At 72.4% G+C, this 23,624-nt stretch carries 19 protein-coding genes; 6 read left to right on the top strand and 13 right to left on the bottom strand.

Going from position 1 to position 23,624, the window contains the following annotated elements:
• Positions 1 to 5: 5 nt before the first annotated feature.
• The 5 genes from ACOWU6_RS10135 to ACOWU6_RS10115 all read right to left on the bottom strand — a co-directional run bounded on the left by ACOWU6_RS10135 (position 6) and on the right by ACOWU6_RS10115 (position 5,493).
• A complete protein-coding gene (locus ACOWU6_RS10135) occupies positions 6 to 1,073 on the bottom strand; it encodes a PLP-dependent cysteine synthase family protein (protein WP_421075598.1) in 1,068 nt (355 codons plus the stop codon).
• A gap of 48 nt (positions 1,074 to 1,121) precedes the next feature.
• Positions 1,122 to 2,354, bottom strand: coding sequence for an MFS transporter (locus tag ACOWU6_RS10130; RefSeq protein ID WP_421075652.1), 1,233 nt, complete (start codon positions 2,352 to 2,354; stop codon positions 1,122 to 1,124).
• Between the two features lie 81 nt (positions 2,355 to 2,435).
• Complete coding sequence (locus ACOWU6_RS10125) at positions 2,436 to 2,747, bottom strand: thiamine-binding protein (protein WP_282978159.1); 312 nt, start codon at positions 2,745 to 2,747, stop codon at positions 2,436 to 2,438.
• 23 nt (positions 2,748 to 2,770) lie between these two features.
• Positions 2,771 to 3,988 (bottom strand): hypothetical protein, encoded by a 1,218-nt coding sequence (locus ACOWU6_RS10120; RefSeq protein ID WP_421075597.1) that lies wholly within the window; start codon positions 3,986 to 3,988, stop codon positions 2,771 to 2,773.
• Positions 3,989 to 4,590: 602 nt separating this feature from the next.
• Positions 4,591 to 5,493, bottom strand: coding sequence for an ADP-dependent NAD(P)H-hydrate dehydratase (locus ACOWU6_RS10115; RefSeq protein WP_282978162.1), 903 nt, complete (start codon positions 5,491 to 5,493; stop codon positions 4,591 to 4,593).
• Positions 5,494 to 5,551: 58 nt separating this feature from the next.
• Here ACOWU6_RS10115 and ACOWU6_RS10110 point away from each other — a divergent pair, with 58 nt between their 5' ends.
• The 3 genes from ACOWU6_RS10110 (at position 5,552) to ACOWU6_RS10100 (ending at position 9,141) form a co-directional block, all read left to right on the top strand.
• A complete protein-coding gene (locus ACOWU6_RS10110; protein WP_421075596.1) occupies positions 5,552 to 6,643 on the top strand; it encodes an NADH:flavin oxidoreductase/NADH oxidase in 1,092 nt (363 codons plus the stop codon).
• A 114-nt stretch (positions 6,644 to 6,757) separates the two neighbouring features.
• Positions 6,758 to 8,083: a hemolysin family protein gene (locus tag ACOWU6_RS10105; protein WP_271172290.1), complete on the top strand. Its 1,326-nt coding sequence runs from the start codon at positions 6,758 to 6,760 to the stop codon at positions 8,081 to 8,083.
• The gene (locus ACOWU6_RS10100) at positions 8,080 to 9,141 is read left to right on the top strand and encodes a hemolysin family protein (protein ID WP_271172291.1); all 1,062 of its coding nucleotides are present in this window, start codon (positions 8,080 to 8,082) and stop codon (positions 9,139 to 9,141) included. Before ACOWU6_RS10105 ends, ACOWU6_RS10100 begins: the two co-directional genes overlap by 4 nt.
• A gap of 22 nt (positions 9,142 to 9,163) precedes the next feature.
• On the opposite strand, the gene ACOWU6_RS10095 is transcribed toward ACOWU6_RS10100, so the two are convergent.
• The gene (locus ACOWU6_RS10095; protein ID WP_421075595.1) at positions 9,164 to 10,630 is read right to left on the bottom strand and encodes a GuaB1 family IMP dehydrogenase-related protein; all 1,467 of its coding nucleotides are present in this window, start codon (positions 10,628 to 10,630) and stop codon (positions 9,164 to 9,166) included.
• A 229-nt stretch (positions 10,631 to 10,859) separates the two neighbouring features.
• Here ACOWU6_RS10095 and ACOWU6_RS10090 point away from each other — a divergent pair, with 229 nt between their 5' ends.
• Positions 10,860 to 14,540: a multifunctional oxoglutarate decarboxylase/oxoglutarate dehydrogenase thiamine pyrophosphate-binding subunit/dihydrolipoyllysine-residue succinyltransferase subunit gene (locus ACOWU6_RS10090; RefSeq protein WP_421075594.1), complete on the top strand. Its 3,681-nt coding sequence runs from the start codon at positions 10,860 to 10,862 to the stop codon at positions 14,538 to 14,540.
• A gap of 73 nt (positions 14,541 to 14,613) precedes the next feature.
• Here ACOWU6_RS10090 and ACOWU6_RS10085 read toward each other — a convergent pair whose 3' ends face one another.
• From ACOWU6_RS10085 to ACOWU6_RS10065, 5 genes are all read right to left on the bottom strand, one after another.
• Positions 14,614 to 15,915: a GNAT family N-acetyltransferase gene (locus tag ACOWU6_RS10085; protein ID WP_421075593.1), complete on the bottom strand. Its 1,302-nt coding sequence runs from the start codon at positions 15,913 to 15,915 to the stop codon at positions 14,614 to 14,616.
• 351 nt (positions 15,916 to 16,266) lie between these two features.
• Positions 16,267 to 16,515: a hypothetical protein gene (locus ACOWU6_RS10080; RefSeq protein ID WP_271172298.1), complete on the bottom strand. Its 249-nt coding sequence runs from the start codon at positions 16,513 to 16,515 to the stop codon at positions 16,267 to 16,269.
• Positions 16,515 to 17,702 (bottom strand): inorganic phosphate transporter, encoded by a 1,188-nt coding sequence (locus ACOWU6_RS10075; RefSeq protein WP_421075592.1) that lies wholly within the window; start codon positions 17,700 to 17,702, stop codon positions 16,515 to 16,517. The genes ACOWU6_RS10080 and ACOWU6_RS10075 overlap by 1 nt, the downstream gene beginning before the upstream one ends.
• 57 nt (positions 17,703 to 17,759) lie before the next feature.
• Positions 17,760 to 18,020, bottom strand: coding sequence for an anti-sigma factor family protein (locus ACOWU6_RS10070; RefSeq protein WP_271172300.1), 261 nt, complete (start codon positions 18,018 to 18,020; stop codon positions 17,760 to 17,762).
• A complete protein-coding gene (locus ACOWU6_RS10065) occupies positions 18,017 to 18,616 on the bottom strand; it encodes a sigma-70 family RNA polymerase sigma factor (RefSeq protein ID WP_271172301.1) in 600 nt (199 codons plus the stop codon). The genes ACOWU6_RS10070 and ACOWU6_RS10065 overlap by 4 nt, the downstream gene beginning before the upstream one ends.
• Positions 18,617 to 18,739: 123 nt before the next feature.
• On the opposite strand from ACOWU6_RS10065, the gene aroA reads away from it, so the two are divergent.
• Entirely contained in the window at positions 18,740 to 20,098 is a 1,359-nt protein-coding gene (gene aroA, locus ACOWU6_RS10060; protein ID WP_271172302.1) for a 3-phosphoshikimate 1-carboxyvinyltransferase, read from the top strand.
• Positions 20,095 to 21,138, top strand: a complete 1,044-nt coding sequence (gene rsgA / locus ACOWU6_RS10055) for a ribosome small subunit-dependent GTPase A (RefSeq protein WP_282978173.1) — start codon at positions 20,095 to 20,097, stop codon at positions 21,136 to 21,138. Before aroA ends, rsgA begins: the two co-directional genes overlap by 4 nt.
• An 8-nt stretch (positions 21,139 to 21,146) precedes the next feature.
• Here the strand turns inward: rsgA and ACOWU6_RS10050 are convergent, their stop codons facing one another.
• Together ACOWU6_RS10050 and ACOWU6_RS10045 are read right to left on the bottom strand one after the other, a co-directional pair.
• Entirely contained in the window at positions 21,147 to 22,313 is a 1,167-nt protein-coding gene (locus ACOWU6_RS10050) for an SseB family protein (RefSeq protein ID WP_421075591.1), read from the bottom strand.
• A gap of 97 nt (positions 22,314 to 22,410) precedes the next feature.
• Positions 22,411 to 23,601 carry an MFS transporter gene (locus ACOWU6_RS10045; protein WP_421075590.1) on the bottom strand — a complete coding sequence of 397 codons (1,191 nt, stop codon included), beginning with the start codon at positions 23,599 to 23,601 and terminating at the stop codon, positions 22,411 to 22,413.
• Positions 23,602 to 23,624 lie beyond the last annotated feature (23 nt).

The raw sequence follows: 23,624 nt of genomic DNA, 5'->3' as shown, positions 1-23,624 counted from the left end.
GCGGGTCAGTCCCAGACGCCGGTCGCGAGGAAGCGGTCCATCCGCTCGCGGTGCGGCGCGAGGTCGTGCCCCTGCGCGGCGACCCACGCGTCGTCGTGGTAGGTGTGAGCGTAGCGCGCGCCGCCGTCGCAGATGAGGGTGACGACGCTGCCCCGCTCCCCCGCCGCGATCATCCGCGCGATGATCTGGAACGCGCCGACGAGGTTGGTGCCGGTCGAGCCGCCCGCCCAGTGCAGCGTGCGCTCCCTGAGGAGGCGGATGGCCGCGAGCGACGCCGCGTCGGGGATCGGGAGCACCTCGTCGATCACTCCGGGGACGAACGACGGCTCGACGCGCGGGCGCCCGATGCCCTCGATGCGGCTCGGCATGCCCGTCGTGTGGTCGGAGCGCCCGGTGCGCCATCCGCCGTAATACGCGGAGTTCTCCGGGTCGACGACCGCGATCCGGGTCGGATGGCGGCGGTAGCGCACATAGCGGCCGAACGTCGCGCTCGTGCCGCCGGTTCCCGCGCCCACGACGATCCACGCGGGGACGGGATAGCGCTCGGCGGCGAGCTGCTCGAACACGCTCTCGGCGATGTTGTTGTTGCCGCGCCAGTCGGTCGCGCGCTCGGCGTACGTGAACTGGTCGAGGTAGTACCCGCCGCTCTCCGCCGCCAGGCGCTCCGCCTCGGCGTACATGTCGCCGGGGACGTCGACGAAGTGGCAGCGCCCTCCGTAGAACTCGATGAGCTCGATCTTCTCGGGACTCGTCGCCCGCGGCACGACCGTCACGAAGTCGAGCCCGAGCATGCGCGCGAAGTACGCCTCCGACACGGCGGTCGATCCGCTCGACGCCTCGACGAGCGTCGTCCCCTCGTCGATGCGCCCGTTCACGAGCCCGTAGAGGATGAGCGATCGCGCGAGACGGTGCTTGAGCGAGCCGGTCGGGTGCACCGACTCGTCCTTGAGGTACAGGTCGATGCCCCACTCCGACGGAAGCGGGAAGACGTGCAGGTGCGTGTCGGCGCTGCGGTTCGCATCGGCCTCGAGCAGGCGGATGGCGTCGCGCACCCAGGTGCATCGGTCGGTCACGCCTTCGACCCTACGCGGCGTCCTGCGCCGCGAGCGGATGGCCCGGGCTCAGACCGTGGGGATGGGCGAGGTGCCGGTGTCCTCCGAGGAGAAGGATGCGAGCATCCGCGCGTCGGAGCGCCGTTCGGCCGCGAAGGCGACGAGCGCGATCGCCATCCCGACGAGTGACAGGACGACGCCGACCCACACCGGGGCGACGTATCCCCATCCGGCGGCGATCACGGCGCCGCCGAGCGCCGCCCCGAGGCTGTTGCCGACATTGAGCGCCGAGTGGTTGAGGGCGGCGCCGATCGCCTGGTGGTCGCGCGCGACGTCGAGCAGGCGCAGCTGCACGGTCGGCGTCGCCGTGGCCGAGACGGTCGCGAAGACGAACAGGCCGACGACGAGCGCGACGGTGAGGTGGGCGACGACGCCGACGAGGGCCGACGCGCCGGCGAGCGCGAGCAGACCGTAGACGAGGGTGCGGCGCACGCTGATGTCGGCGAGCAGGCCGCCGAGCAGGTTGCCGATCGTCATGCCGAGCCCGATGGCGACGAGCGCGATCGACACGACCCACTCCTCTGCCCCGGCGACCTCGGTCACGAGGGTCGCGACGTAGCTGTACACCGCGAAGAACGCGCCGAAGCCGATCGACCCGATCGCGACCGTGAGCCAGACCTGGGGGATGCGGAAGATGCCGAGCTCGTGGCGGACCGTGCGACCCGCGTCACCGGGCTGCGCGGGCACGAAGAAGGCGATCATGAGCAGGGCGAGCAGGAAGACCGCCCCGACGACGACGTAGGCTGCGCGCCATCCGAGCTGCTGACCGAGGAGCGTGCCGCCGGGCACGCCGACCACGTTCGCGATCATGAGGCCGCTCATGACGATCGAGATCGCGCGGCCGCGCTTCTCGGGGCCGAACAGGTCGGCCGCGACGACGGCGGCCATGCCGAAGTAGGCGCCGTGCGGCAGCCCCGACAGGAAGCGCGAGAGGCCGACGAGCTCGAACGTCGGCATGATGACGGTGAGCGCGTTGAAGACGAGGAGCGCGAGGGCGAGGGCGATGAGCACGCGGTGACGCGGGAACCGCGACACGAACGCCGCGATCGTCGGCGCTCCGATGACGACGCCGAGCGCGTAGAGGCTGATCAGCACGCCCGCCTGCGCGACGGCGTCCTCGGGGCTCGCGGCGTGGACGGCCGGCAGGAGGTCGCCCGCGATGCGCGGGAGGAGGCCCATCGAGACGAACTCGGTCATGCCGATGCCGAAGGCGCCGATGGCGAGCGAGAGGAGCGCCCACATCGCCGCACCCCTCGACGTGGTGGTCGAGGTGGTCACCAGGAGAGTCTACGGGCCGTGCGCGGCGCCGCTCTCACGGAAGCCTCAGTCCAGCTCTCCGATCGCGCGCTCGAGGCGGTCGATCTTGCCGTCGATCTCGCCGTGGTATCCCGGGCGGATGTCGGCCTTCAGCACGAGGGAGACGCGGGAGCCGAACGGCATGACGGCCTCGGTCGCGCGGCGCACGACATCCATCACCTCGTCCCAGGTCTCGCCCTCGATCTCGGTGAACATCGACGTCGTGCGGTGCGCGAGGCCCGATTCGCGGACGACCTTGACGGCCGCGGCGACCGCGTCGTGCACGGAGCCGTCGGCGCTGCCGTCTCCCGAGGGAGCGACGGAGAAGGCGACGAGCATGGGATTCCCCTTTCGAAGGACGGTCAGGACTCCGCGAGCGCGACGGCGCGCGGGCGGACGCGGACGGGCACGCGCGCCATGCGCGCGACCGCCCAGACGAGGAGGACGACGAGCAGTGCGTTGCGCGCCGTCAGGACCGACACGGCGAACGGCTCGGCGAGCATGACCCCCATGTAGAGGATGGGGTACACGAGCTGGGTGAGGAGCGCGCAGCACAGCGCGAGGAGAGCCGGCCCCCGAGCACGTCGCCGGTCGACGACGAGCCACAGCGCGATCGGCGCGATGAGCCAGTCGTGGAACTGAGGGGAGCCGACCTTGTTGAACACCATGAACGCGAGAACGAGGGCCAGCGCGAGCGGCGGCACGAGCGAGCGGTACGCGGCGCCCCGGCGCGCCTGGACGACGCCGAGCACCGCGATCGCGGCGACCGCGGCACCGAGCAGCGGGGTCATCGCGGCGATGACGGCATCGACCTGCGGTCCCGTCACCTGGAACGTGAGGATGTCGCGGTCGTAGAAGATCCACCAGTCCGGGATGTGCAGCGCGGCGCCCCAGAGGTAGAACGTGCTCACGGGCGCCTCGAGCTGCAGGCCGCGCCCCGTCTGCATCGTGACGAATCCGAGCAGGTGGGCCGCTCCCCCGCTCACCACGACGACCGCGACGACGAGGGCGGAGGCGACGGCAGCGCCGACGAGCACGGCCCCTCGGCGGCGCATCGCGACCACGGCCGTGGCCACGAGCGCAGCCGGCCACACCTTGATCCAGGCGGCGGCCGTGAGGAGGGCGGAGGCGACGGTCGGCCGCGTCGCGAGGAGGAGCAGCCCGACGATCGCGATCGGCACCGTGATCGCGTCGAGCCGGAACATCCCGACCGGCCCGAGGAGGAGCGCGAAGCCGAGCCAGAACCACGCGGCCGTGCGGCGACCGCGTGACCGTCCGTCTCCGACGAGGAGCCAGAAGGCGACCGCGTCGCACAGCGTGACGAGGATCGCCCACGCGAGGTCGTATCCGCCGATCCCGGCGAGGGCGTGTGCGAGCAGCATCGGCGCGAGGGCCAGCTGCGGGTAGACCCACGCCTCGGTGACGCCGACGATGCCGTGGCCCGCGAGGGCGCGCGCCGACCACGGCTCGTACACGAGGTGGACGTCGCCCATCGGCTGGTTGGGCATCCACCACCCGGCCGCCGCGACCCAGACGTGCACGAGCGTGAACGCGATCCACAGCAGCATCCGCCTCGGCACGCCCCCATCCTACGGACCGCCCCTCCGGCCATCCGCCCCCGTGCATGTCTCGAAAAGAAACGGATTCGGCGCGTCTATCCCTACCCGGGTGAGACATGCCGGGTCGGGCCTTGGCGCGTGGCCCTGGCGCATGTCTCGAAAGGGCACCGTTTCGGGGTGTCTATCCCTACCCAGGTGAGACATGCCGACCCGGGCCCGGTCGCATGTCTCGAAAAGGCACGGTTTCGGCGCGCCAATCCCTACCCGGGTGAGACATGCCGGCCCCGGCCCGGTCGCATGTCTCGAAAAGGCACGGTTTCGGCGCGCCAATCCCTACCCGGGTGAGACATGCCGACCCGGGCCCGGTCGCATGTCTCGAAAAGGCACGGTTTCGGCGTGCCAATCCCTACCCGGGTGAGACATGCCGGCCCGGGCCCGGTCGCATGTCTCGAAAAGGCACCCTTTCGGCGCGTCTATCCCTACCCGGGTGAGACATGCTGGCTCCGCCCGGCCGCCCCGCCCMGGCCGCCGCCCGGCCTCCGCCCGGCCGCCACCCCGGCGGCCGCCCCGCCCCAGCCCCCGCCCCAACCCCAGCACCAGCCCCCGAACACGCCCGCGCCGACTCAGGCGGCGAGCGCGGCGGCGAAGGCGGCCGGAAGCGCCTCGGCCACATCGATCGCGGCGATCGGATGGCCGCGGCCGGAGGCGATGCGTCCGGCGGTCCCGTGGAGCCAGGCAGCGGTCGCGGCGATCGGGCCGAGCTCCTCGACGTCGAGCTCGCGCCCCGCGACGCGGGCGGCCGCCGCTGCTCCCGCGAGAAGAGCGCCCGCCGCTCCGGCCAGGACGTCGCCCGTGCCCGCCGACGCGAGCCAGGGCGTGCCGGAGCGGACGACCGTCCACCATCCTCCGGGCGTCGCCACGATCGTCGCGGCGCCCTTGAGGAGCACGACGCCGCCGAGCGCGACCGCGGTCTCGCGGACCACGAGCACGCGCTCTCGGAACGGGCCGCTCAGGCGCGGGGCGAGCGGATCCTCCTCGACGTCGTCGATGCCGAAGCCGAGCGGAATGCGCACCTCGCGCAGCTCCCCCTCGTGCGGCGTCACGATGAGCGGGCCCGTGGCCTCCGCGGCGAGGTCGAGCGCCCCCGCGTCGACGACGACGGGCAGCGGCCGGTCGCGCAGGATGCCGCGCAGCAGCCGCGTCTCATCCTCGCCGCGTCCGCGCGCATCCACACCGGAGCCGATGACCCAGGCGTCGGCGCGCCCCGCGCCGAGCACGGTCTCGGGTCGGCGCTGCAGCACGAGACCCGCGACGTCCTCGGGGCCGTCCCACCGGACCATCCCGACGCCCGCGCGCCACGCGCCCTCCGTCGAGAGCACCGCCGCGCCCGGGTACGCGAGCGACCCCGTGCGCAGGGCGACGACGCCTCGGGAATACTTGTGGTCGTCTGCGGTTGGCACTCGCAGGACGCGGACCGCGTCCTGGGCGGTCCACTCATCCGAGTGCCATGCGTGTCCTCCCGGCATGCCGCCACCCTACTCGCGCTGTGCGCGGCGCCGACGAGCGCCGCCGGATCGGAGCATTGTGAGCCAGCTGTTCAGCCCCCTGACCGTCCGCGAGACGACGTTCCGCAACCGCCTGTGGGTGTCGCCGATGTGCATGTACAGCGCCGAGGACGGCGTCGTGAACGACTGGCACCACGTGCACCTCGCGCAGTTCGCATCGGGCGGCGCGGGCCTGGTCATGAGCGAGGCGGCGGCCGTCTCGCCCGAGGGCCGGATCTCGCCGCGCGACGCGGGCATCTGGAACGACGCCCAGCGCGACGCGTGGGCCGAGGTCGTCGCCGCGATCCACGCGCGGGGCGCGCTCGCGGCCGTGCAGCTCGCGCACGCGGGTCGCAAGGGCTCGACCTGGTGGCCGTTCGCCGACGCGGAGGGCAGCGTTCCGATCGAGGAGGGCGGATGGCCCACGGTCGCCCCGTCTCCGGTCGCGTTCGACGGCTACGCCGTCCCGCAGGAGCTCGACGAGGCGGGAATCGCGCAGGTGATCTCGGACTTCCGCGCCGCCGCCCGGCGCGCCCTCGATGCCGGCTTCGACGTCGTCGAGGTGCACGCGGCGCACGGCTACCTCCTGCACGAGTTCCTCTCGCCGCTGTCGAATCAGCGCACCGACGGATGGGGCGGCTCGCCGGAGGGCCGGGCACGGCTCCTGCTCGAGGTCGTCCGCGCCGTGCGCGCCGAGGTGGGCGACGGCGTGCCCGTCTTCGTGCGCTTCTCCGCGACGGACTGGGCCCCGGGCGGGCTCGAGGTCGAGGACGTCGCGACCGCGGCGACCTGGGCGCACGAGGCCGGCGCCGACCTCTTCGACATCTCCACCGGGGGTCTCGTGCGCCACCAGCGCATCGAGCCGGGACCGGGCTACCAGGTTCCGCACGCCGCGCGCATCCGCGAGCTCACGGGCCTCCCCACGGCGGCCGTGGGGATCATCACATCGGGAGAGCAGGCCGAGGAGGTGCTCGCCGAAGGCGCAGCCGACGCCGTCTTCGCGGGTCGCGAGTTCCTGCGGGATCCGCACTTCGCGCTCCGTGCGGCGGCCGAGCTCGGCGAGCCGGCCGACGCGCTGTGGCCGCCGCAGTACCTGCGCGCGCACCGCGAGCGCGTGGCGGCACGACGCTGAGCGAGACGCGCGTCCAGAGGCGTGCCGTATCATGAGCGGCACGATGGACGACCCTCCGAGTTACAGACGATCGCCCCACTGCCCGCCCTCCGAGCCCCTCGGAGGTGACGAATGATGGATTACGTCTTCCTGGGCGTGGGGCTCATCCTGACGATCGGAACCGGTCTGTTCGTCGCGAGCGAGTTCGCGCTCGTGAACCTCGACCGCGCCGAGCTCGAGGCGCGCCAGTCGCGCGGCGAGAGCCGCCTGTCTCTCACGATCCGCGCGCTGCGGCACACCTCGACGCACCTGTCGAGCGCCCAGCTCGGCATCACGCTGACGACCCTGCTCACGGGCTACACGCTCGAGCCCGCGTTCTCGAACCTGCTGCGGCCGGTCCTCATCGGCTGGGGCGTCGCCGAGCCGGCCGTCGCGCCCATCGCGACCGTCGTGGCGATGGCCGTCGCGACCATCCTCTCGATGATCCTGGGCGAGCTCGTGCCGAAGAACTTCGCGCTCGCGCTGCCGCTGGCCACGGCCAAGGTGGTCGCGCCGTTCCAGATCGCGTTCACCGCCGTGTTCCGGCCCGTGATCGCCCTGCTGAACGGCAGCGCCAACGCCGTGCTGCGGGCGATGGGCATCGAGCCCAAGGAGGAGCTCTCGGGCGCCCGCTCGGCCGAGGAGCTCTCGAGCCTCGTGCGGCGCTCCGCTCTCGCGGGCGTCCTCGAGGAGGACACCGCGACCCTGCTCGACCGGAGCCTCACGTTCGCGCGACTCAGCGCGGGCGACGTCATGACGCCGCGGCCGCGCGTCCACGCGGTCGCGGCCGGCGACTCCGCCGACGAGGTGATCCAGCTCGCGCGGCAGACCGGGCACAGCCGGTTCCCCGTGTACGACGAGTCGATGGACGACATCGTCGGCATCGTGCACCTCAAGGCCGCGGTCAGCGTTCCGCGCGAGCGGCGAGGCGACGTGCCGGCGGCCGCCCTCGCGAACGAGCCGCTGCGCGTTCCCGAGACCGTGCACCTCGACGCCCTCATCGCCGAGCTCCGGGTCGGCGGCTACCAGATGGCCGTCGTCGTCGACGAGTACGGCGGCACGGCGGGCGTCGTGACCCTCGAGGACCTCGTCGAGGAGATCGTCGGCGAGGTGTCCGACGAGCACGACCGCCGCCCCGCGGGGGTCGTGCGCCACCGCGACTCGGTGACCTTCCCCGGTCAGCTCCGCCCCGACGAGCTGCGCGACCGCGCAGCCGTCGAGGTGCCGGAGGACGACGCGTACGACACGGTCGGCGGATTCATCATGAGCGTGCTCGAGCGCGTGCCCGTCGTCGGAGACGCCGTCCGCGTCGACGACGGCACGCTCACCGTGGAGCGGATGGACGGGCGCCGCGTCGACCGCGTGCGCTTCACCCCCGACCCGCTCCCCGAGGGCGCTGAGGACGAGGAGGGCCGGCGATGAGCGACTGGGCCGGACTGGCATGGCTCGTGGTGCTGCTGCTCGCGAACGCCTTCTTCGTCGGCGCCGAGTTCGCCGTCATCTCGGCGCGGCGCTCGCAGATCGAGCCGCTCGCCGAGAAGGGCTCGCGCGCGGCGCGCACCGCGCTGTTCGCGATGGAGCACGCGACGCTCATGCTCGCGACCTCGCAGCTGGGCATCACGATCTGCTCGCTGCTCATCCTGAACGTCTCGGAGCCGGCGCTGCACCACCTCCTCGCGGTGCCGCTCGGGCTCACCGGGATGGCCGAGGCGGCCGTCGACACGATCGCGTTCGTGATCGCGCTCGTGTTCGTCTCCTACCTGCACGTCGTGTTCGGCGAGATGGTCGCCAAGAACATCGCGTTCTCGGTTCCCGACCGCGCCGTGCTCCTGCTCGCGCCGCCGCTCGTGTGGGTGTCGAAGGTCTTCCACCCCGTGATCTGGGCCCTGAACTGGCTCGCGAACGCGGTGCTGCGCCTCTTCGGCGTCGAGCCGAAGAACGAGGCCGCATCGACCTTCACCCTCGACGAGGTCGCCACGATCGTCGCGCAGTCGCGCCGCGAGGGCGTCCTCGACGACACCGCCGGAACGGTCGCGGCCGCGGTGGAGTTCACCGACAAGAAGGCGAAGGATGTCGCGGTGCCGCTCGCGCGGATCGTGACGCTTCCCGAGCAGGTCACGCCCGACGAGGTCGAGCGCGCGGTGGCGAAGCACGGCTACTCGCGCTACGTGATCGTCGACGATGCGGGCGACCCGGTCGGATACGTCCACCTCAAGGACATCCTCCGCGCCGCGAACGGCGACGATCCGGATGAGAAGGCCGCGCGCCCCATCCCGCCCAAGCGGATCCACGCGATGGTGCCGGTTCAGGAGACGACCGACCTCGAGGACGCGCTGGCGATCATGCGCCGCGCCGGGCGCCACCTGGCCCGGGTGCGCGACGCCGAGGGCACGACGACAGCCGTGCTCTTCCTCGAGGACATCATCGAGGAGCTCGTGGGCGAGGTCCACGACGCGACCGAGCGCTCCCGCCGGCGCTGACGCGACGCCCCGGCGCTCCCCGTCACCAGCTGACGGGGAGCGCCTTCCCCTCCTCGTAGCCCGCCGCGGACTGCAGGCCGACGCGGGCGCGGTCGTGGAACTCCGCCACGGTCGCGGCGCCCGCATACGTGAACGACGAGCGCACGCCCGAGGTGATCATGTCGACGAGGTCCTCGACGCTCGGGCGGAGCGGGTCGAGGTAGATGCGCGACGACGAGATCCCCTCGGCGAACAGCTCCTTGCGTGCACGCTCGTAGGCGTCGAGTCGGCCGAAGCGCTCCTGCACGGCCTTCGTCGAGGCCATCCCCCACGACTCCTTGAAGATGCGACCGTCGGCGTCCGTCTGCAGCGAGCCCGGCGCCTCGATGGTGCCGGCGAACCACGAGCCGATCATGACGCTCGCGGCGCCCGCCGCGAGCGCGAGCGCGACGTCGCGCGGGTAGCGGACGCCGCCATCCGCCCACACGTGCGCGCCGAGGTCGCGCGCGGCCTCGGCGGTCTCGAGCACGGCCGAGAACTGGGGCCGCCCGACGGCGGTCATCATGCGGGTCGTGCACATCGCGCCGGGGCCCACGCCGACCTTGAGGATCGACGCGCCGGCCGCCACGAGGTCGCGGACGCCGTCGGCCGTGACGATGTTGCCGGCCACGACCGGGATGCCGAGGCCGAGGCCCGCGACGACGCCGAGCGCGCGCAGCATCCCCTCCTGATGCCCGTGCGCGGTGTCGACCACGAGCACGTCGACGCCCGCCGCCGCGAGCGCCCGGGCCTTCGCCTCGACGTCGCCGTTGATGCCGATCGCCGCGGCGACGACGAGGCGGCCGCCGGCGTCGACCGCGGGGCGGTAGAGCGTCGACCGGAGGGCGCTGCGGCGCGTCGCGGTGCCCACGAGCCGGCCCTTGCGCACGACCGTCATCATCTCGACATCGGCGTCCACGAGCAGGGCGAACGCATGCCGCGCGTCGGTGACGTCGTCGGCGTCGATCGACGGCACGGGGCCGCGCACGAGGTCGCCGAGCGCGGCGTCGGGAAGCGCGGTAGCGAGCCGAGACGCCGGCAGCATGCCGCGGATGTCGGACGCGTGCGGGAGCTCGCCATCCGCTCCCTCGCCGCGACCGACGACGATGCCGTGCCCCTCGAGCGGCGGCAGCACGCGACGCGCCTCCTCGACCGTCGTCTCCGGCGCGAGGATGAGCGGCGTGTCCCAGTGCACCGGCTGCCGCTTCACCCAGCGGATGGCCGCATCGAGGGCCTGAAGGGGCATGTCCTGCGGGAGCACGCCGAGCCCGCCGCGGCGCGCGAGGGCCGCCGCGAGCCGCGGGCCCGTCACGGAGTTCATGTTGCTCGACACGAGCGGGATGGTCGCGGTCGTGCCGTCACCCGGCGCGAGGTCGACCTGGAGGCGGCTCGTGATCGCCGATCTGCGCGGCGCGAGGAAGACGTCCGAGTAGGTGAGATCGACCGTCGGGGGCTCGCCGATGAATTCCATGTCGCCCACGGTAGCGCCGCCCTGTCGGAACGCGGCGGCGCGCGACTGTGCGTGCCATCAGAGCGCGTCGCCTCAGGGCGTTCCGCGCGGCGAGTGGGCTAGGCTGGATGCCTGAACGCACGCGCATCGTCCCGGTGCGAAGAGACCGCCTCGGGAGGTCCGGTTCGGGGGTTTTCCGCATCGGAGCATGCGTGCCATCGATTCAGGGACGAAAGTGGGCGATCCTGCCGTGTCAAGCCGTGTGACGGGCGTCGGTACCTCGAGCGAAGACGAGTTCGGTGCCAACGAGTGGCTCGTCGAAGAGCTCTATGAGCAGTTCAAGGTCGACCGCAACGCGGTCGACAGGGAATGGTGGCCGATCCTCGAGGCGTACGGCGCAGGCGCCGGCGCGCCCGCGGCTCCGGCCGCTCCGACCGCGACGCCCTCGGGCGGCCCCGCGCATCCGCCGACGGCGCCGATCCCCGTCGTCGGGCAGCAGCCGGTCGCGCGCACGACGGCGCGCCCCGCGGCGCCCGCGCCCATCCCGGCCGACCAGCCCGTCTCGAAGCCCGCGAACGGCGACGACCAGCGCGAGGCCGAGGAGGACAGGGTCACCGTCCTCAAGGGAATGACCAAGACGCTCGCGAAGAACATGGACGAGTCGCTGACCGTCCCGACCGCGACGAGCGTGCGGACCATCCCCGCGAAGCTGATGATCGACAACCGGATCGTCATCAACAACCACATGGCGCGTGCACGCGGCGGCAAGGTGAGCTTCACGCACCTCATCGGGTGGGCGCTCATCCGCGCGCTCAAGGAGTTCCCGAGCCAGAACGTCTTCTACGCCGAGATCGACGGCAAGCCGTCGGTCGTCGCCCCCGCGCACATCAACCTGGGCATCGCGATCGACCTGCCCAAGCCCGACGGCTCCCGCGCCCTCATGGTGCCGAGCATCAAGAAGGCCGACACGCTGACCTTCAACGAGTACCTCGCCGCCTACGAGGACCTCGTCAAGCGCGCTCGCGCGAACAAGCTCACCGCGGCCGACTTCGCGGGCACGACGATCTCGCTCACGAACCCCGGCGGCATCGGCACCGTCCACTCGGTGCCCCGCCTCATGAAGGGCCAGGGCTGCATCATCGGCGCGGGCGCCCTCGAGTACCCGGCCGAGTTCCAGGGCGCGAGCCCGAAGACGCTCAACGAGCTCGCGATCGGCAAGACGATCACCCTCACGAGCACCTACGACCACCGGGTCATCCAGGGCGCCGGGTCGGGCGAGTTCCTCAAGAAGGTGCACGAGCTGCTGCTCGGCGAGCGCGACTTCTACGAGGAGATCTTCGCGGCCCTGCGCATCCCGTACGCGCCGATCCACTGGAACCCCGACGTCGCCGTCGACCTCTCCGAGCGCATCGACAAGACCGCGCGCGTGCAGGAGATCATCAACTCCTACCGCGTGCGCGGGCACCTCATGGCCGACGTCGACCCGCTCGAGTACGTCCAGCGCGAGCACCACGACCTCGACATCGAGTCGCACGGGCTGTCGTTCTGGGATCTCGACCGCGAGTTCGTCACGAACGGCTTCGGCGGCAAGCGCCAGATGAAGCTGCGCGACGTGCTCGGCGTGCTGCGCGACACGTACTGCCGCACCGTCGGCATCGAGTACATGCACATCGCCGACCACGAGCAGCGCGAGTGGTTCCAGCAGAAGCTCGAGGTCAAGTACGTCAAGCCGGACCACGACGAGCAGCTGCGCATCCTCCGCAAGCTCAACGAGGCCGAGGCGTTCGAGACCTTCCTCCAGACGAAGTACGTCGGCCAGAAGCGCTTCTCGCTCGAGGGCGGCGAGTCGCTCATCCCGCTCCTCGACCGCATCCTGCAGGGCGCGGCCGACGGCGGGCTCGAGGGCGCCGCGATCGGCATGCCGCACCGCGGCCGCCTCAACGTGCTGACGAACATCGCCGGCAAGGCGTACGGCGAGGTCTTCCAGGAGTTCGAGGGCGCCCTGCCCGGCAACAAGCGCGGCTCGGGCGACGTCAAGTACCACCTCGGCACCCAGGGCACCTTCACGTCGGACGGCGGCTCCTCGCTCGAGGTGCTCCTCGCCGCGAACCCGTCGCACCTCGAGACCGTCGACGGCGTGCTCGAGGGCATCGCGCGCGCCAAGCAGGACCGCGGCCCGATCGCGTCGTTCTCGTGGCTGCCCGTCCTCATCCACGGCGACGCGGCCTTCGCGGGCCAGGGCGTCGTCGTCGAGACCCTGCAGATGTCGCAGCTGCGCGGCTACCGGACCGGCGGCACGGTGCACATCATCGTGAACAACCAGGTCGGCTTCACAACGCTGCCGCAGGACTCGCGGACCTCGTACTACGCGAGCGACACGGCCAAGACCATCCAGGCGCCGATCCTCCACGTGAATGGCGACGACCCGGAGGCCGTCGTGCGCGCCGCGGAGCTCGCCTTCGAGTACCGCGAGCGCTTCCACCGCGACATCGTCATCGACCTCGTCTGCTACCGCCGCCGCGGTCACAACGAGGGCGACGACCCGTCGATGACGCAGCCGCTCATGACCGACCTCATCGAGGCGAAGCGCTCCGTGCGCCGCCTGTACACCGAGGCCCTCGTCGGCCGCGGCGACATCACCGAGGAGGAGTACGAGCAGGCGAAGGCCGACTTCCAGAACCGCCTCGAGGTCGCGTTCGCCGAGACGCACGCGGTCGAGACGGGGGCGAACCCCGTCGTCACGCCCGAGGTCGAGCAGGACCCGGTCGTCGGGGAGCCCGACGTCACCGGCGTCCCGGTCGAGGTGATCCACCAGATCGGCGATGCGCACGCGAACAAGCCCGAGGGCTTCACGGTGCATCAGAAGCTGCAGCAGCTGCTCGACAAGCGCGTGCAGATGAGCCGCGAGGGCAAGATCGACTGGGCGTTCGGCGAGCTCCTCGCGTTCGGATCGCTCCTGCTCGAGGGCACGAACGTCCGCCTCGCGGGCCAGGACTCGCGTCGCGGCACGTTCGTGCAGCGCCACGCGGCGTTCCACGACCGCGTGAACGGCCAGGAGTGGCTGCCGCTCGTCAACCTCTCGGAGAGCCAGGGCCGCTTCTGGGTGTACGACTCGCTCCTCAGCGAGTACGCAGCGCTCGCGTACGAGTACGGCTACTCGGTCGAGGCCGAGGAGGCGCTCGTTCTCTGGGAGGCGCAGTTCGGCGACTTCGTCAACGGCGCGCAGTCGGTGATCGACGAGTACGTCTCGTCGGCCGAGCAGAAGTGGGGCCAGGAGTCGGGTGTCGTGCTCCTCCTCCCCCACGGGTACGAGGGCCAGGGCCCCGACCACTCGTCGGCGCGCATCGAGCGCTTCCTGCAGCTGTGCGCGCAGGACAACATGACGGTCGCGCGTCCGTCGACGCCCGCGTCGTACTTCCACCTCCTCCGCCGCCAGGCGTACGCACGGCCGCGCAAGCCGCTCATCGTCTTCACGCCGAAGGCCATGCTGCGTCTGCGCGGGGCGACGAGCGAGATCCAGGACTTCACGCAGGGCCGCTTCCAGCCGGTTCTCGCCGACGACCGTCCGATCGACAAGGCGGGCGTCACGAAGGTGCTCCTGCACTCGGGCAAGATCCACTGGGATCTCCGCGGCGAGCTCGAGAAGAACCCCAACCCGTCGATCGCGCTCGTGCGCCTCGAGCAGTTCTACCCGGCGCCCGTCGAGGCGCTGCAGGCCGTGCTCGCGGAGTACCCGAACGCGGAGATCGTCTGGGTCCAGGACGAGCCCGAGAACCAGGGCGCGTGGCCGTTCATCTCGCTCGAGGTCGCCGGCCGTCTCGGCCGCACGATCTCGGTCGTCTCGCGACCGGCTGCCGCCGCGCCGTCGACCGGGTCCTCGAAGATCCACGCGGTCGAGCAGGCCGAGCTGATGGGCCGCGCGCTGGCCTGATCCGCACGATGAAGCGGCCGGTCATCCCTCGGGATGGCCGGCCGCTTCGTCGTGCGGTGCGGATGCCGCGAGCTCAGTACCAGATGCTGAGCGACGGCGGCTGGGCGGGCCGGAACGCGACGTCGAGCGCCGCCGCGACCGCACGGTCGCCCGCCATGCGACGTGCCGCGAGGAGACCGAGGGCGGGCACGCCCCCGAGGAAGATCGAGGACAGCTGCGCGATCCCGAGCCGGAGGTCGGGCGCCGCGTCCGTCGGCGCGACGTGCGCACGGCCATCCGCGCCGATCTCGAGGTGCCACGTGCCCGTCGTGAGGTCGAGCGGGTCGGTCACCTCGAGCGTCGCCGTCGCCGGTGCGGAGTACGTGCGCGCCTCGAGCGCGCGCGGCACGTCGAGGATGCGCAGCCAGCCGTGGTCGCGGATGGTCTGCACGGCACCGCGCTCGTCGCTCACGAGCCAGCGGAGCGGGTCGTCGACGGGTCGCAGGTCGGTGCGGACCTCGGCCACGAGATCGTGCTGGAGGGCGAAGCGCAGGAGGGCGGCGGTCGCGTCGTCGGTCTCGGCCGCAAGATGGCGGATGTCCAGGCGCGCGAGCGCGAAGTCGCTCTCGCCCTCGGCGATCCGGTAGGCCATCGCGCCCCGCACGGCGCCGTCGGCGTCGACATACCGCACGCCGCGGACGCTGTCGCCGTCCTTCACCGAGGAGGACAGGCCAGCGTGCTGCCGCCAGCGCCGCGGCCATCCGGCGATCTCGCCCGCGCGCAGCGTGCGCTGACGGTCGTGCACCTCCCCGAGGTCGCGCGCGAGCTGCTCGCGGCTCACGAACTCGACGCGGCCGTCGGGCTCGCCCCCGGACCATCCCGCCCGCCGCACATCGATCGTCCACCGGCCCATGGGGATCGCCGATCCGAAGCCGTACCGGCCGTAGATGGTGGTCTCGGTCACGGTCAGCCCCGCCATCGCGAGGCCGGCCTCGGCCGCGGCGCGCACCTCGCCCTCGAGCATGGCCCGCGCGATGCCGCGCCGCCGGTGGGTCGGCGACACGGTCACACCGCTGATCGCCCACATGTCGAGCTCGCCGCCGGGGATCGTCAGCGGCGTGACCCACGAATCGACCGTCGCGACCGGGATCTCCGGCTCGGCGATCGACGCGTCGAACACCGCCGTGTACCGGCGGTCGGCGAGCTGGGTGTGCTGCTCGGTGAGCGACTCGTCGTTCACCTCCGGGCCGAGGAATCCGCGCGACACAGCTTGGAGCGTGCGGCCCAGCGCGTCGCGGTCCGCCCCGTCGACGAGCCGGTAGTCGAGGCCGGCGGCGGCGAGGCGCGCGTGAGAGGTCGGGTCGGCGGGAACAGTGCGTGCGTCGATGGGGCTCACCGCACCAGCCTACGTGCGGGCGCGGACGCCGGTTCCGAGCCGCCGCCCGCGGCGGCAGGCGCGGAGCGGCGCAGGATGGCCCGGCGCGGTGCCCGAAGGGATCAGGCCCCGCGCGGGCGCACCTGCTCCCCCGGGCGTCTCCCGAATCGGACCGGTGGGGCGGATGTCGTCGTGTGCGCACGACACGCGCACACCAGTCCCGCGGCTCCGACAGGAGTGACGCCGGAGCCGTTCCGGGAATCGGACCGGCGGGACGGGTGTCGTCCTCTGAGCACGACACGCGCGCAGCAGCCCCGCGACTCCGACAGGCGTGACGCCGCGCGGGCCCAGCGGGATGGCTGCCGGAGGGCCTCAGGCCCCGAACATCTGCTTCCCGAAGACGATGACGACGATCCCGAACAGGGCGGCGGCGATGCAGAGCCCGAAGCACGCCCACGCGCCGACGCGGGCACCCGAGAAGCCGCCGACTCCGGGTTCGGGGGCCGTGGCGAGGAGGCGGACCCCGAGCGCGAACAGCGCGGGGAGGCCGGCGCCGAGCAGGAGCCCGGCGACGAGCACCTGGCCGACGGAGCCGAGGATCGCGGAGACGTCGATGGCCATCAGCGCACCACCTTCACGACGCTCGTCACGTTCGACGTGTCGAGCGTGACGCCGTCGTCCTTCCAGTCGTCGTTGACGTTGTGGTGCGACACCTCATTGTGCGTGGAGCGCCAGTACATGTAGCCGGACAGCCCGATGAGCAGGGCGAAGACGATGAGGACGCCGATGAGGCCGGGGAACGCGGAGCCGATCCACCAGCACACGCCGCCGACAGCGGCCGCGGCCGGCAGCGTGATGATCCACGCGATGCCCATCCGCCCCGCGAGCTTCCAGCGGACCTCGGCGCCCTTGCGCCCCAGCCCAGTGCCGAGGATGGATCCGGTCGCGACGTGCGTCGTCGACAGCGGGAGGCCGAGGTGGCTCGAGGTGAGGATGATCGCCGCGCTCGACGTCTCCGCGGCCATCCCCTGCGGCGCCGACAGCTCGACGAGGCCCTTTCCGAGCGTGCGGATGATGCGCCATCCGCCCAGGTAGGTTCCGAGCGCGATCGCGAGGGCGCACGTCAGCTTCACCCAGAACGGGACGTCGTCCTCGGGGTTCACCGCCCCGTATGCGATGAGCGCGAGGAAGATGACGCCCATCGTCTTCTGCGCGTCGTTGGTGCCGTGCGCGAGCGAGACGAGCGACGCCGAGCCGAGCTGGCCCCAGCGGAAGCCGCGCTCGGACTTCTCCGCCGGCACGCGGGCGGTGATGCGGTAGACGAGCACGGTGCCGACGCCCGCGATGAGGGCCGCGATGAGCGGCGACAGCACGGCGGGGATGAGCACCTTGCCGACGATGCCGGCCCACACGACGCCGTTCGCGCCGTTCACGATGCCCCAGACGAACGCCGAGCCGACGAGCCCGCCGAAGAGCGCGTGGCTCGACGACGACGGGAGGCCGAAGAGCCAGGTCACGAGATTCCAGATGATCGCGCCGACGAGGCCGCAGAAGACGATGAGCATCAGCTCCTCGCCCTGCGCCTGGTTCAGGTCGACGACGTCTCCGCCGACCGTCTTCGCGACCTCGATCGAGAGGAACGCGCCGACGAGGTTGAGCACGGCTGACAGGGCGACAGCCGCCTTCGGTCTCAGAGCCCCGGTCGCGATGGACGTGGCCATCGCGTTGCCCGTGTCGTGGAACCCGTTGGTGAAGTCGAATGCCAGGGCGGTGACGACCACCAGCAGGAGGACGAAGAGCTCTTCCACGACGTCTATTGTCCACCCCGAGACTGTGTGCTCGACGCCACGGTCTCAGGGGCGGTCTCAGACCGCTGTGTGGGCCGCCTGCGCCGCGCGCAGCTGGGCGAGGACGTGGTCGCGGAGCTCCTCGGGGGCGACCTCCTCGCGGCAGGAGCGCTGGATGGCCTCGGTGAGCGTGCGCTCGACGAGGACCTCGCCCTGGCAGCTCGGGCAGCTGTCGATGTGCTCCTTGATGTCGGAGTGCTCGGTCCGGCACAGCTCGATCGCGCCTCGGAGGTACGCCTCGAGGTCGCGCCGTGCTTTCTCGCAGCCGCAGTCGGTCATTTCTTCGCTCCTGTCTCGGCGGCCGAGATCCCGCGCTCGGCCGCATACTCGGTCAGCATCCCGCGCAGGAGCCGCCGGCCACGGTGCAGGCGGCTCATGACGGTGCCGATGGGGGTCTTCATGATGTCGGCGATCTCCTGGTAGGCGAAGCCCTCGACGTCGGCGAGGTACACCGCCATCCGGAAGTCGTCGGGGATGGACTGCAGAGCGTCCTTCACGACCGAGGCGGGCATGCGGTCGATCGCCTCGGCCTCGGCCGAGCGGCTGCTCATGGCGGTCGTCGACTCGGCGCCGCCGAGCTGCCAGTCCTCGAGGTCGTCGATCGTGCCCTGGTAGGGCTCGCGCTGCTTCTTTCGGTACGTGTTGATGTAGGTGTTCGTGAGGATGCGGTACAGCCACGCCTTGAGGTTGGTCCCCTGCGTGAACGACGACCACGACGCGAACGCCTTGACGAACGTCTCCTGGACGAGGTCCGCCGCATCCGGCGGGTTCCGGGTCATCCGCATCGCCGCGCCGTAGAGCTGGTCCATGAAGGGGAGCGCCTGCTCTTCGAACTGCGCGCGCGCGTCTGCCGGGGAGGGCTGTGCGTCGCTCATGATCGGCAAGTCTAGGCGCGCCGCGTCGGCGCCGCCGCAGGGCCCCGCGTCGACGTCCTCACGCGGATTCGCAAGGGTGGCGAACATCCGGCTCCTCTCGTGCATTCAGTAGGGTGGAACGCGATGACTGCCCGTGGGTATTCCCCCGACGGCCATGGCGCCGTGAACAGACCGCAGGGCGCGTACGAGGCGCCCGTCGCCGAGCGTGCGCTGGACGCGACCCTGGCCGTGCCCGGGTCGAAGTCGCTCACGAACCGCGAGCTCGTGCTCGCGGCCATCGCAGACGGGCCGAGCACCCTGCACCGGCCGCTGCACTCGGACGACTCCCGCCGGATGATCGAGGCGCTCACCCAGCTGGGTGTCGGGATCGAGGAGGTCGAGGGCGACAGCCCGTTCGGGCCCGACCTGCACGTGACCCCTGCCGCTCCCCTGCGCGGCGGCGGCACGGTCGACTCGGGCCAGGCCGGCACGGTGATGCGGTTCGTCGCCCCGCTCGCGGGCCTCGCCGACGGCGACGTGCTCGTGACCGCTCACGAGAGCGCGCTGCACCGGCCGATGGGCGAGATGATCAAGGCGCTGCGCGACCTCGGCGTCGACATCGACGACGAGGGGCGCTGGTCGCTCCCCTTCCGCGTGCACGGACACGGCCATCTGCGCGGCGGGGAGATCGACATCGATGCCTCGGCGTCGAGTCAGTTCGTCTCGGGCCTCCTGCTCGCCGCCCCGCGCTTCGACGTGGGGCTGCGGCTGCGCCACGTCGGCGCCCGCCTGCCCAGCGTCCCGCACATCGACATGACGATCGAGTCGCTCGCGCGGCGCGGCGTGCTCGTCGAGCGGTCGGGCCACGGCGAGTGGATCGTGCCGGCCGGCCCCGTGCGCGCCAAGGACATCGCGATCGAGCCCGATCTGTCGAACGCCGCGCCGTTCCTCGCGGCCGCCATGATCGCGGGCGGCCACGTGACGGTGACCGGATGGCCCGTGCACTCGACCCAGCCGGGAGCGCACCTCACGGAGATCCTCGCGCACATGGGCGCGCGCGTGACGCGGCGCTCGGGTGCGCTCACGGTCTCCGCGGGCAAGGGCCTGCACGGCGTCGACCTCGACCTCTCGGCGGTGAGCGAGCTCACGCCGACGCTCGTCGGGCTCGCAGCGTATGCGGACGGACCGTCCACCTTCCGCGGGATCGCGCACATCCGCGGGCACGAGACCGATCGCCTGGCCGCGCTCGCCCAGAACCTCCGCGCGGTCGGCGGCGAGGCCGAGGAGCTTCCGGACGGCATCCGCGTGTTCCCGCGGCCCCTCCGCGCGGGCACATGGCGCGCGTTCCACGACCACCGCATCGCGACCACCGGCGCGCTTATCGGGCTGCGCACCCCGGGTGTCGTCGTCGACGACATCGGCACGACGGCGAAGACGCTGCCGGAGTTCGCCCAGCTGTGGGAGGGCCTCGTCGGCACGAGGTCGAGGAGCACCTCGGCGTGAGCTGGCTCGGCGACTCCGACGACCTCGACGACGAGTTCGACGAGTCGGATGTCCGTGTGCGGCCGAACCCGAAGGCCAACCGGCCGCGCACGAAGCGGCGCCCCGCACACGAGGACGCCCGCATCGCGCGGGTGCTCGGCGTCGACCGCGGGCGCTACACCCTGCTCATCGACGAGGACGGCCCCGACGAGCACGAGGCGACGGCCGCCCGCGCGCGCGAGCTGCGCCGCACGCCGATCGTCACGGGCGACCGCGCGCGCGTCGTGGGCGACACGTCGGGCCGTGAGGGCACGCTGGGGCGCATCGTCGGCATCGAGGAGCGCACGTCGCTCCTGCGTCGCAGCGCGGACGACACCGACCAGGTCGAGCGGGTCGTCGTCGCGAACGCCGACCAGATGCTCGTCGTCGTCGCCGCGGCCGATCCCGAGCCGCGCCCGCGCCTCGTCGACCGCTACCTCGTGGCGGCCCTCGACGCCGGCATCCGGCCGCTCCTCGTCGTCACGAAGACCGACCTCGCCGACCCCGAGGGGTTCCTCGCGCACTTCGAGGGCCTTCCCGACCTGCGCGTCTTCCGCAGCGCGCGCGGCGAGACGCCGGTCGCCGAGATCGGAGCGGCGCTCGTGGGCCATTCGACGGTCTTCGTCGGGCACTCCGGCGTCGGCAAGTCGACGCTCGTGAACGCCCTCGTGCCCGGCGCCGGCCGCGCGACGGGGCATGTGAACGAGGTGACCGGCCGCGGCCGGCACACGTCGTCCTCCACGGTGTCGCTGCGATACGAGGGCCGACGGGGCAAGGGATGGGTGATCGACACCCCGGGCGTGCGCTCGTTCGGGCTCGGCCATGTCGACCCCGCGAACATCCTCCGGGCGTACCCCGATCTCGACGCCGTCGCCGAGGAGTGCCCGCGCGGCTGCACGCACCTGCCCGACGCGCCGGACTGCGCGCTCAATGAGGCGGTCGCGGAGCACCGGCTGCCCGCGCCGCGCCTGGACTCGCTGCAGCGCCTGCTCGAGACGTTCGCGGCGCGCGCGGAGTACTGAGCCCGCCCCTACTCCTCCTCGAGGGCGAGCACCGGGGCGAGCTCGTCGCGCGTGAGCGTGATGAGCGGCCCCGCCGGGTCGATGAGCACGCCGCCCAGCTCCTCGTGGTCGCGGAGCATCTTCGCGAGCTTGACGACCTTGATCGGGAGCGCCTTCTCGCCGCGGCCCTGCGCGACGACCTCGAGGGGGTGCGAGTGCAGCTGCACGAGGCGCGTGCCGTCGGCCAGGCGCGCCTCGGCGATCCCCATCTTCGTCTGGTCCTCCGCGAGCGAGCCGACCGCGACCCAGAGCGGCGGGGCCTCCGCGAGCAGCGCGGCGACCTTGTGCGGCGTGTCGGCCTCGCGCGGCGCCGTGAGCAGCGCCTTGAGGCGGAACTCCGGGTCGGCCTGGTTCATCGCCTGCTCGATGATGTCGCGCGGCAGCACCACGCGGTGCGGTGCGGAGTTGTTGTCGATGATGATGCCGCCGAAGTCGCCCTTGAGCAGCTGCGTGAGCAGCGCCGCGACGGGCTGCGCGACCGCCGACGTCTCCGTGTCGCCATCGCTCTGGACGGCATCGCGCAGGGCCTTGCCCGAGCTGAACGCGACCATGAAGTTCTGGTCGCCCACGCGCGCGATGCCGAAGGTGACGGGCTTCCCCTCCGCGATCTGCTGGCGCGCATCGCCCTTCACCCGCAGGAAGACGTGGCCCTGCAGCATCTGCCGCAGCACGCCCATGACCTGCGGGCCGGTCGGCTTCTCCGGGAGCGCCGCGAGCGCGTCGCGCAGCAGAGCGTTGTCGCGCAGACCCGGCACGGTCTCGAGCTGGGTGGGCGGAGCGGCGGGCGCCTTGGGCAGCTCGGGGCGCGCGGGCGGGGTCGGCTCGGGCGCCGGGCGGCGCACGACGGATGGCCCGGGCTGAGCGGGCTGAGCGGGCGCAGACGGCGCAGACGGGGCGGGCGCGGGATCGTCGGACGGCGGGGCGATCTCGGGCCCCGAGGGCGCTCCCACCCCGCGGAACGCGGAGAACGAGATGCCGACCTCGGGTGTCTGCTCGGCGAGAGCCTCCGGCTCGGCAGGAGCCTCCGGCTCGGCGGGAGCGTCGGCCGCCGCAGCGGCCCCCTCGCCTTCGACCGGGGTCGAAGCGGCCTCCTCCGTCGCGGGGTCGGTCTTCTTCTTCCTCGAGAACAGGCCCATGCGCCCAGCCTACGGGTCGCCGGCGGGCCCTCCGCCCGCTTCGCACGCCCTGCCCAGGTTGCGCGGCGCATCCGCCCTCACGGGGCCCGGTCGTCGCTCAGGCGGCGTGCTCGTCGTGCCGCGGGATGAGCGGATAGGCCGCGAGCGGCACGAGCGCCGTGAGCGCGAAGGCGAGCGGGAAGCCGACGGCCGTGATGAGCGCGCCCATCACGGGGCCGACGGCGGATGCCGCGACGAACTGCCCCGTGTTCTGGATGCCGAGCGCCTTGCCCGACCACGCCGATCCAGCCGCCTCCGCGACCGAGGTGAACGCGAGGCCGTTGTCGGCGACCGTGACGCTCGTGGCGATGACGAGGACGACCGCCGCGGCGGCGCCCGCCTCGAGCGCCGCCACGAGGGCGAGCGCGGCCATGACGACGACGCCGCTCACCGCGACCCAGCGCAGGACGCGCATGCGGCTGCCGACCCGATCGCTCAGCGCGCCGACCGCGATCCGCCCGAACGCGCCGACGAACTGCGACGCGGCGATGAGCGCGCCCGCCGCCGCGGCGTCCCACCCGAGTCCCGCGATCAACCACACCATCCCGAACGTCGACAGGAGGAACTGCGGGAAGACGAGAAGCAGCGACACCGCGTGCACGCGGGCCAGGAAGCCGCTGCGGCGATACGGGTTCGCGCCCGCGGGCGCTCCTGGCACGGCCGGGGTCCGGGGCGGGTTCTCGACGCCCGGGGCGCACAGCACGGCGAGGAGGCCGGTCGCGGTCGCCGACACGAGAAGCGGCGCCGCGATGCCGCCGACGTCGGCGAGCCCGGGCACGACGAGCGCGGCGACCGCGACGCCCAGGGGCTGCGACATCTGGCGGATGCCCATGGCGGTGCCCCGGCGGCGGCGCGGGAACCAGCCGACGACGATCCGTCCGCTCGCCGAGTTCACGCTCGCCGAGGTGGCCCCGCCGAGGAGGAGCAGGGCCCCGAAGCCGAGGACGTCGGAGACGGCCGACGCCGCGAGCGCGAAGGCCGCCGTCAGGGCGAGCCCGCCGGCGATGACCCACCGCTCGCCGTGGCGATCTGCGAGGTGCCCCCACAGCACGAGCGTCGTCACCATGCCGAGGGTGGGCGCGGCGGCGAGCGCGCCAGCCTCGGCCAGCGACATGCCGCGCTCGAGGTGCAGCAGCGGGATGAGGTACGCGGGCGTGCTGACGAGCATGGTCCCGGCCGCCTGCGCGAGCACGCCGAGCACGAGCATCCGCCAGGCCTTGACAGGTGCGCGGGTGATGATGTCGGTCATGGCTCCTCCTCGGTGTACCGTAC

The organism is Microbacterium sp. SA156 (assembly GCF_049065455.1).
GTDB lineage: Bacteria > Actinomycetota > Actinomycetes > Actinomycetales > Microbacteriaceae > Microbacterium > Microbacterium barkeri.
Note: the sequence above shows the minus strand (reverse complement) of the source record. Positions and strands in the feature narration are given on the sequence as shown.

Excerpts from the sequence above, each read along its gene's own strand:
- ACOWU6_RS10070 (WP_271172300.1), bottom strand. The coding sequence starts at position 18,020 with ATGACCGACTGCGGCTGCGAGAAAGCACGGCGCGACCTCGAGGCGTAC.
- ACOWU6_RS10080 (WP_271172298.1), bottom strand. The coding sequence starts at position 16,515 with ATGGCCATCGACGTCTCCGCGATCCTCGGCTCCGTCGGCCAGGTGCTC.
- ACOWU6_RS10105 (WP_271172290.1), top strand. The coding sequence starts at position 6,758 with ATGGATTACGTCTTCCTGGGCGTGGGGCTCATCCTGACGATCGGAACC.
- ACOWU6_RS10125 (WP_282978159.1), bottom strand. The coding sequence starts at position 2,747 with ATGCTCGTCGCCTTCTCCGTCGCTCCCTCGGGAGACGGCAGCGCCGAC.
- aroA (WP_271172302.1), top strand. The coding sequence starts at position 18,740 with ATGACTGCCCGTGGGTATTCCCCCGACGGCCATGGCGCCGTGAACAGA.
- ACOWU6_RS10115 (WP_282978162.1), bottom strand. The coding sequence starts at position 5,493 with ATGCCGGGAGGACACGCATGGCACTCGGATGAGTGGACCGCCCAGGAC.
- ACOWU6_RS10095 (WP_421075595.1), bottom strand. The coding sequence starts at position 10,630 with ATGGAATTCATCGGCGAGCCCCCGACGGTCGATCTCACCTACTCGGAC.
- ACOWU6_RS10065 (WP_271172301.1), bottom strand. The coding sequence starts at position 18,616 with ATGAGCGACGCACAGCCCTCCCCGGCAGACGCGCGCGCGCAGTTCGAA.
- ACOWU6_RS10100 (WP_271172291.1), top strand. The coding sequence starts at position 8,080 with ATGAGCGACTGGGCCGGACTGGCATGGCTCGTGGTGCTGCTGCTCGCG.
- ACOWU6_RS10050 (WP_421075591.1), bottom strand. The coding sequence starts at position 22,313 with ATGGGCCTGTTCTCGAGGAAGAAGAAGACCGACCCCGCGACGGAGGAG.
- ACOWU6_RS10045 (WP_421075590.1), bottom strand. The coding sequence starts at position 23,601 with ATGACCGACATCATCACCCGCGCACCTGTCAAGGCCTGGCGGATGCTC.
- ACOWU6_RS10130 (WP_421075652.1), bottom strand. The coding sequence starts at position 2,354 with ATGTGGGCGCTCCTCTCGCTCGCCATCGGCGCCTTCGGCATCGGCATG.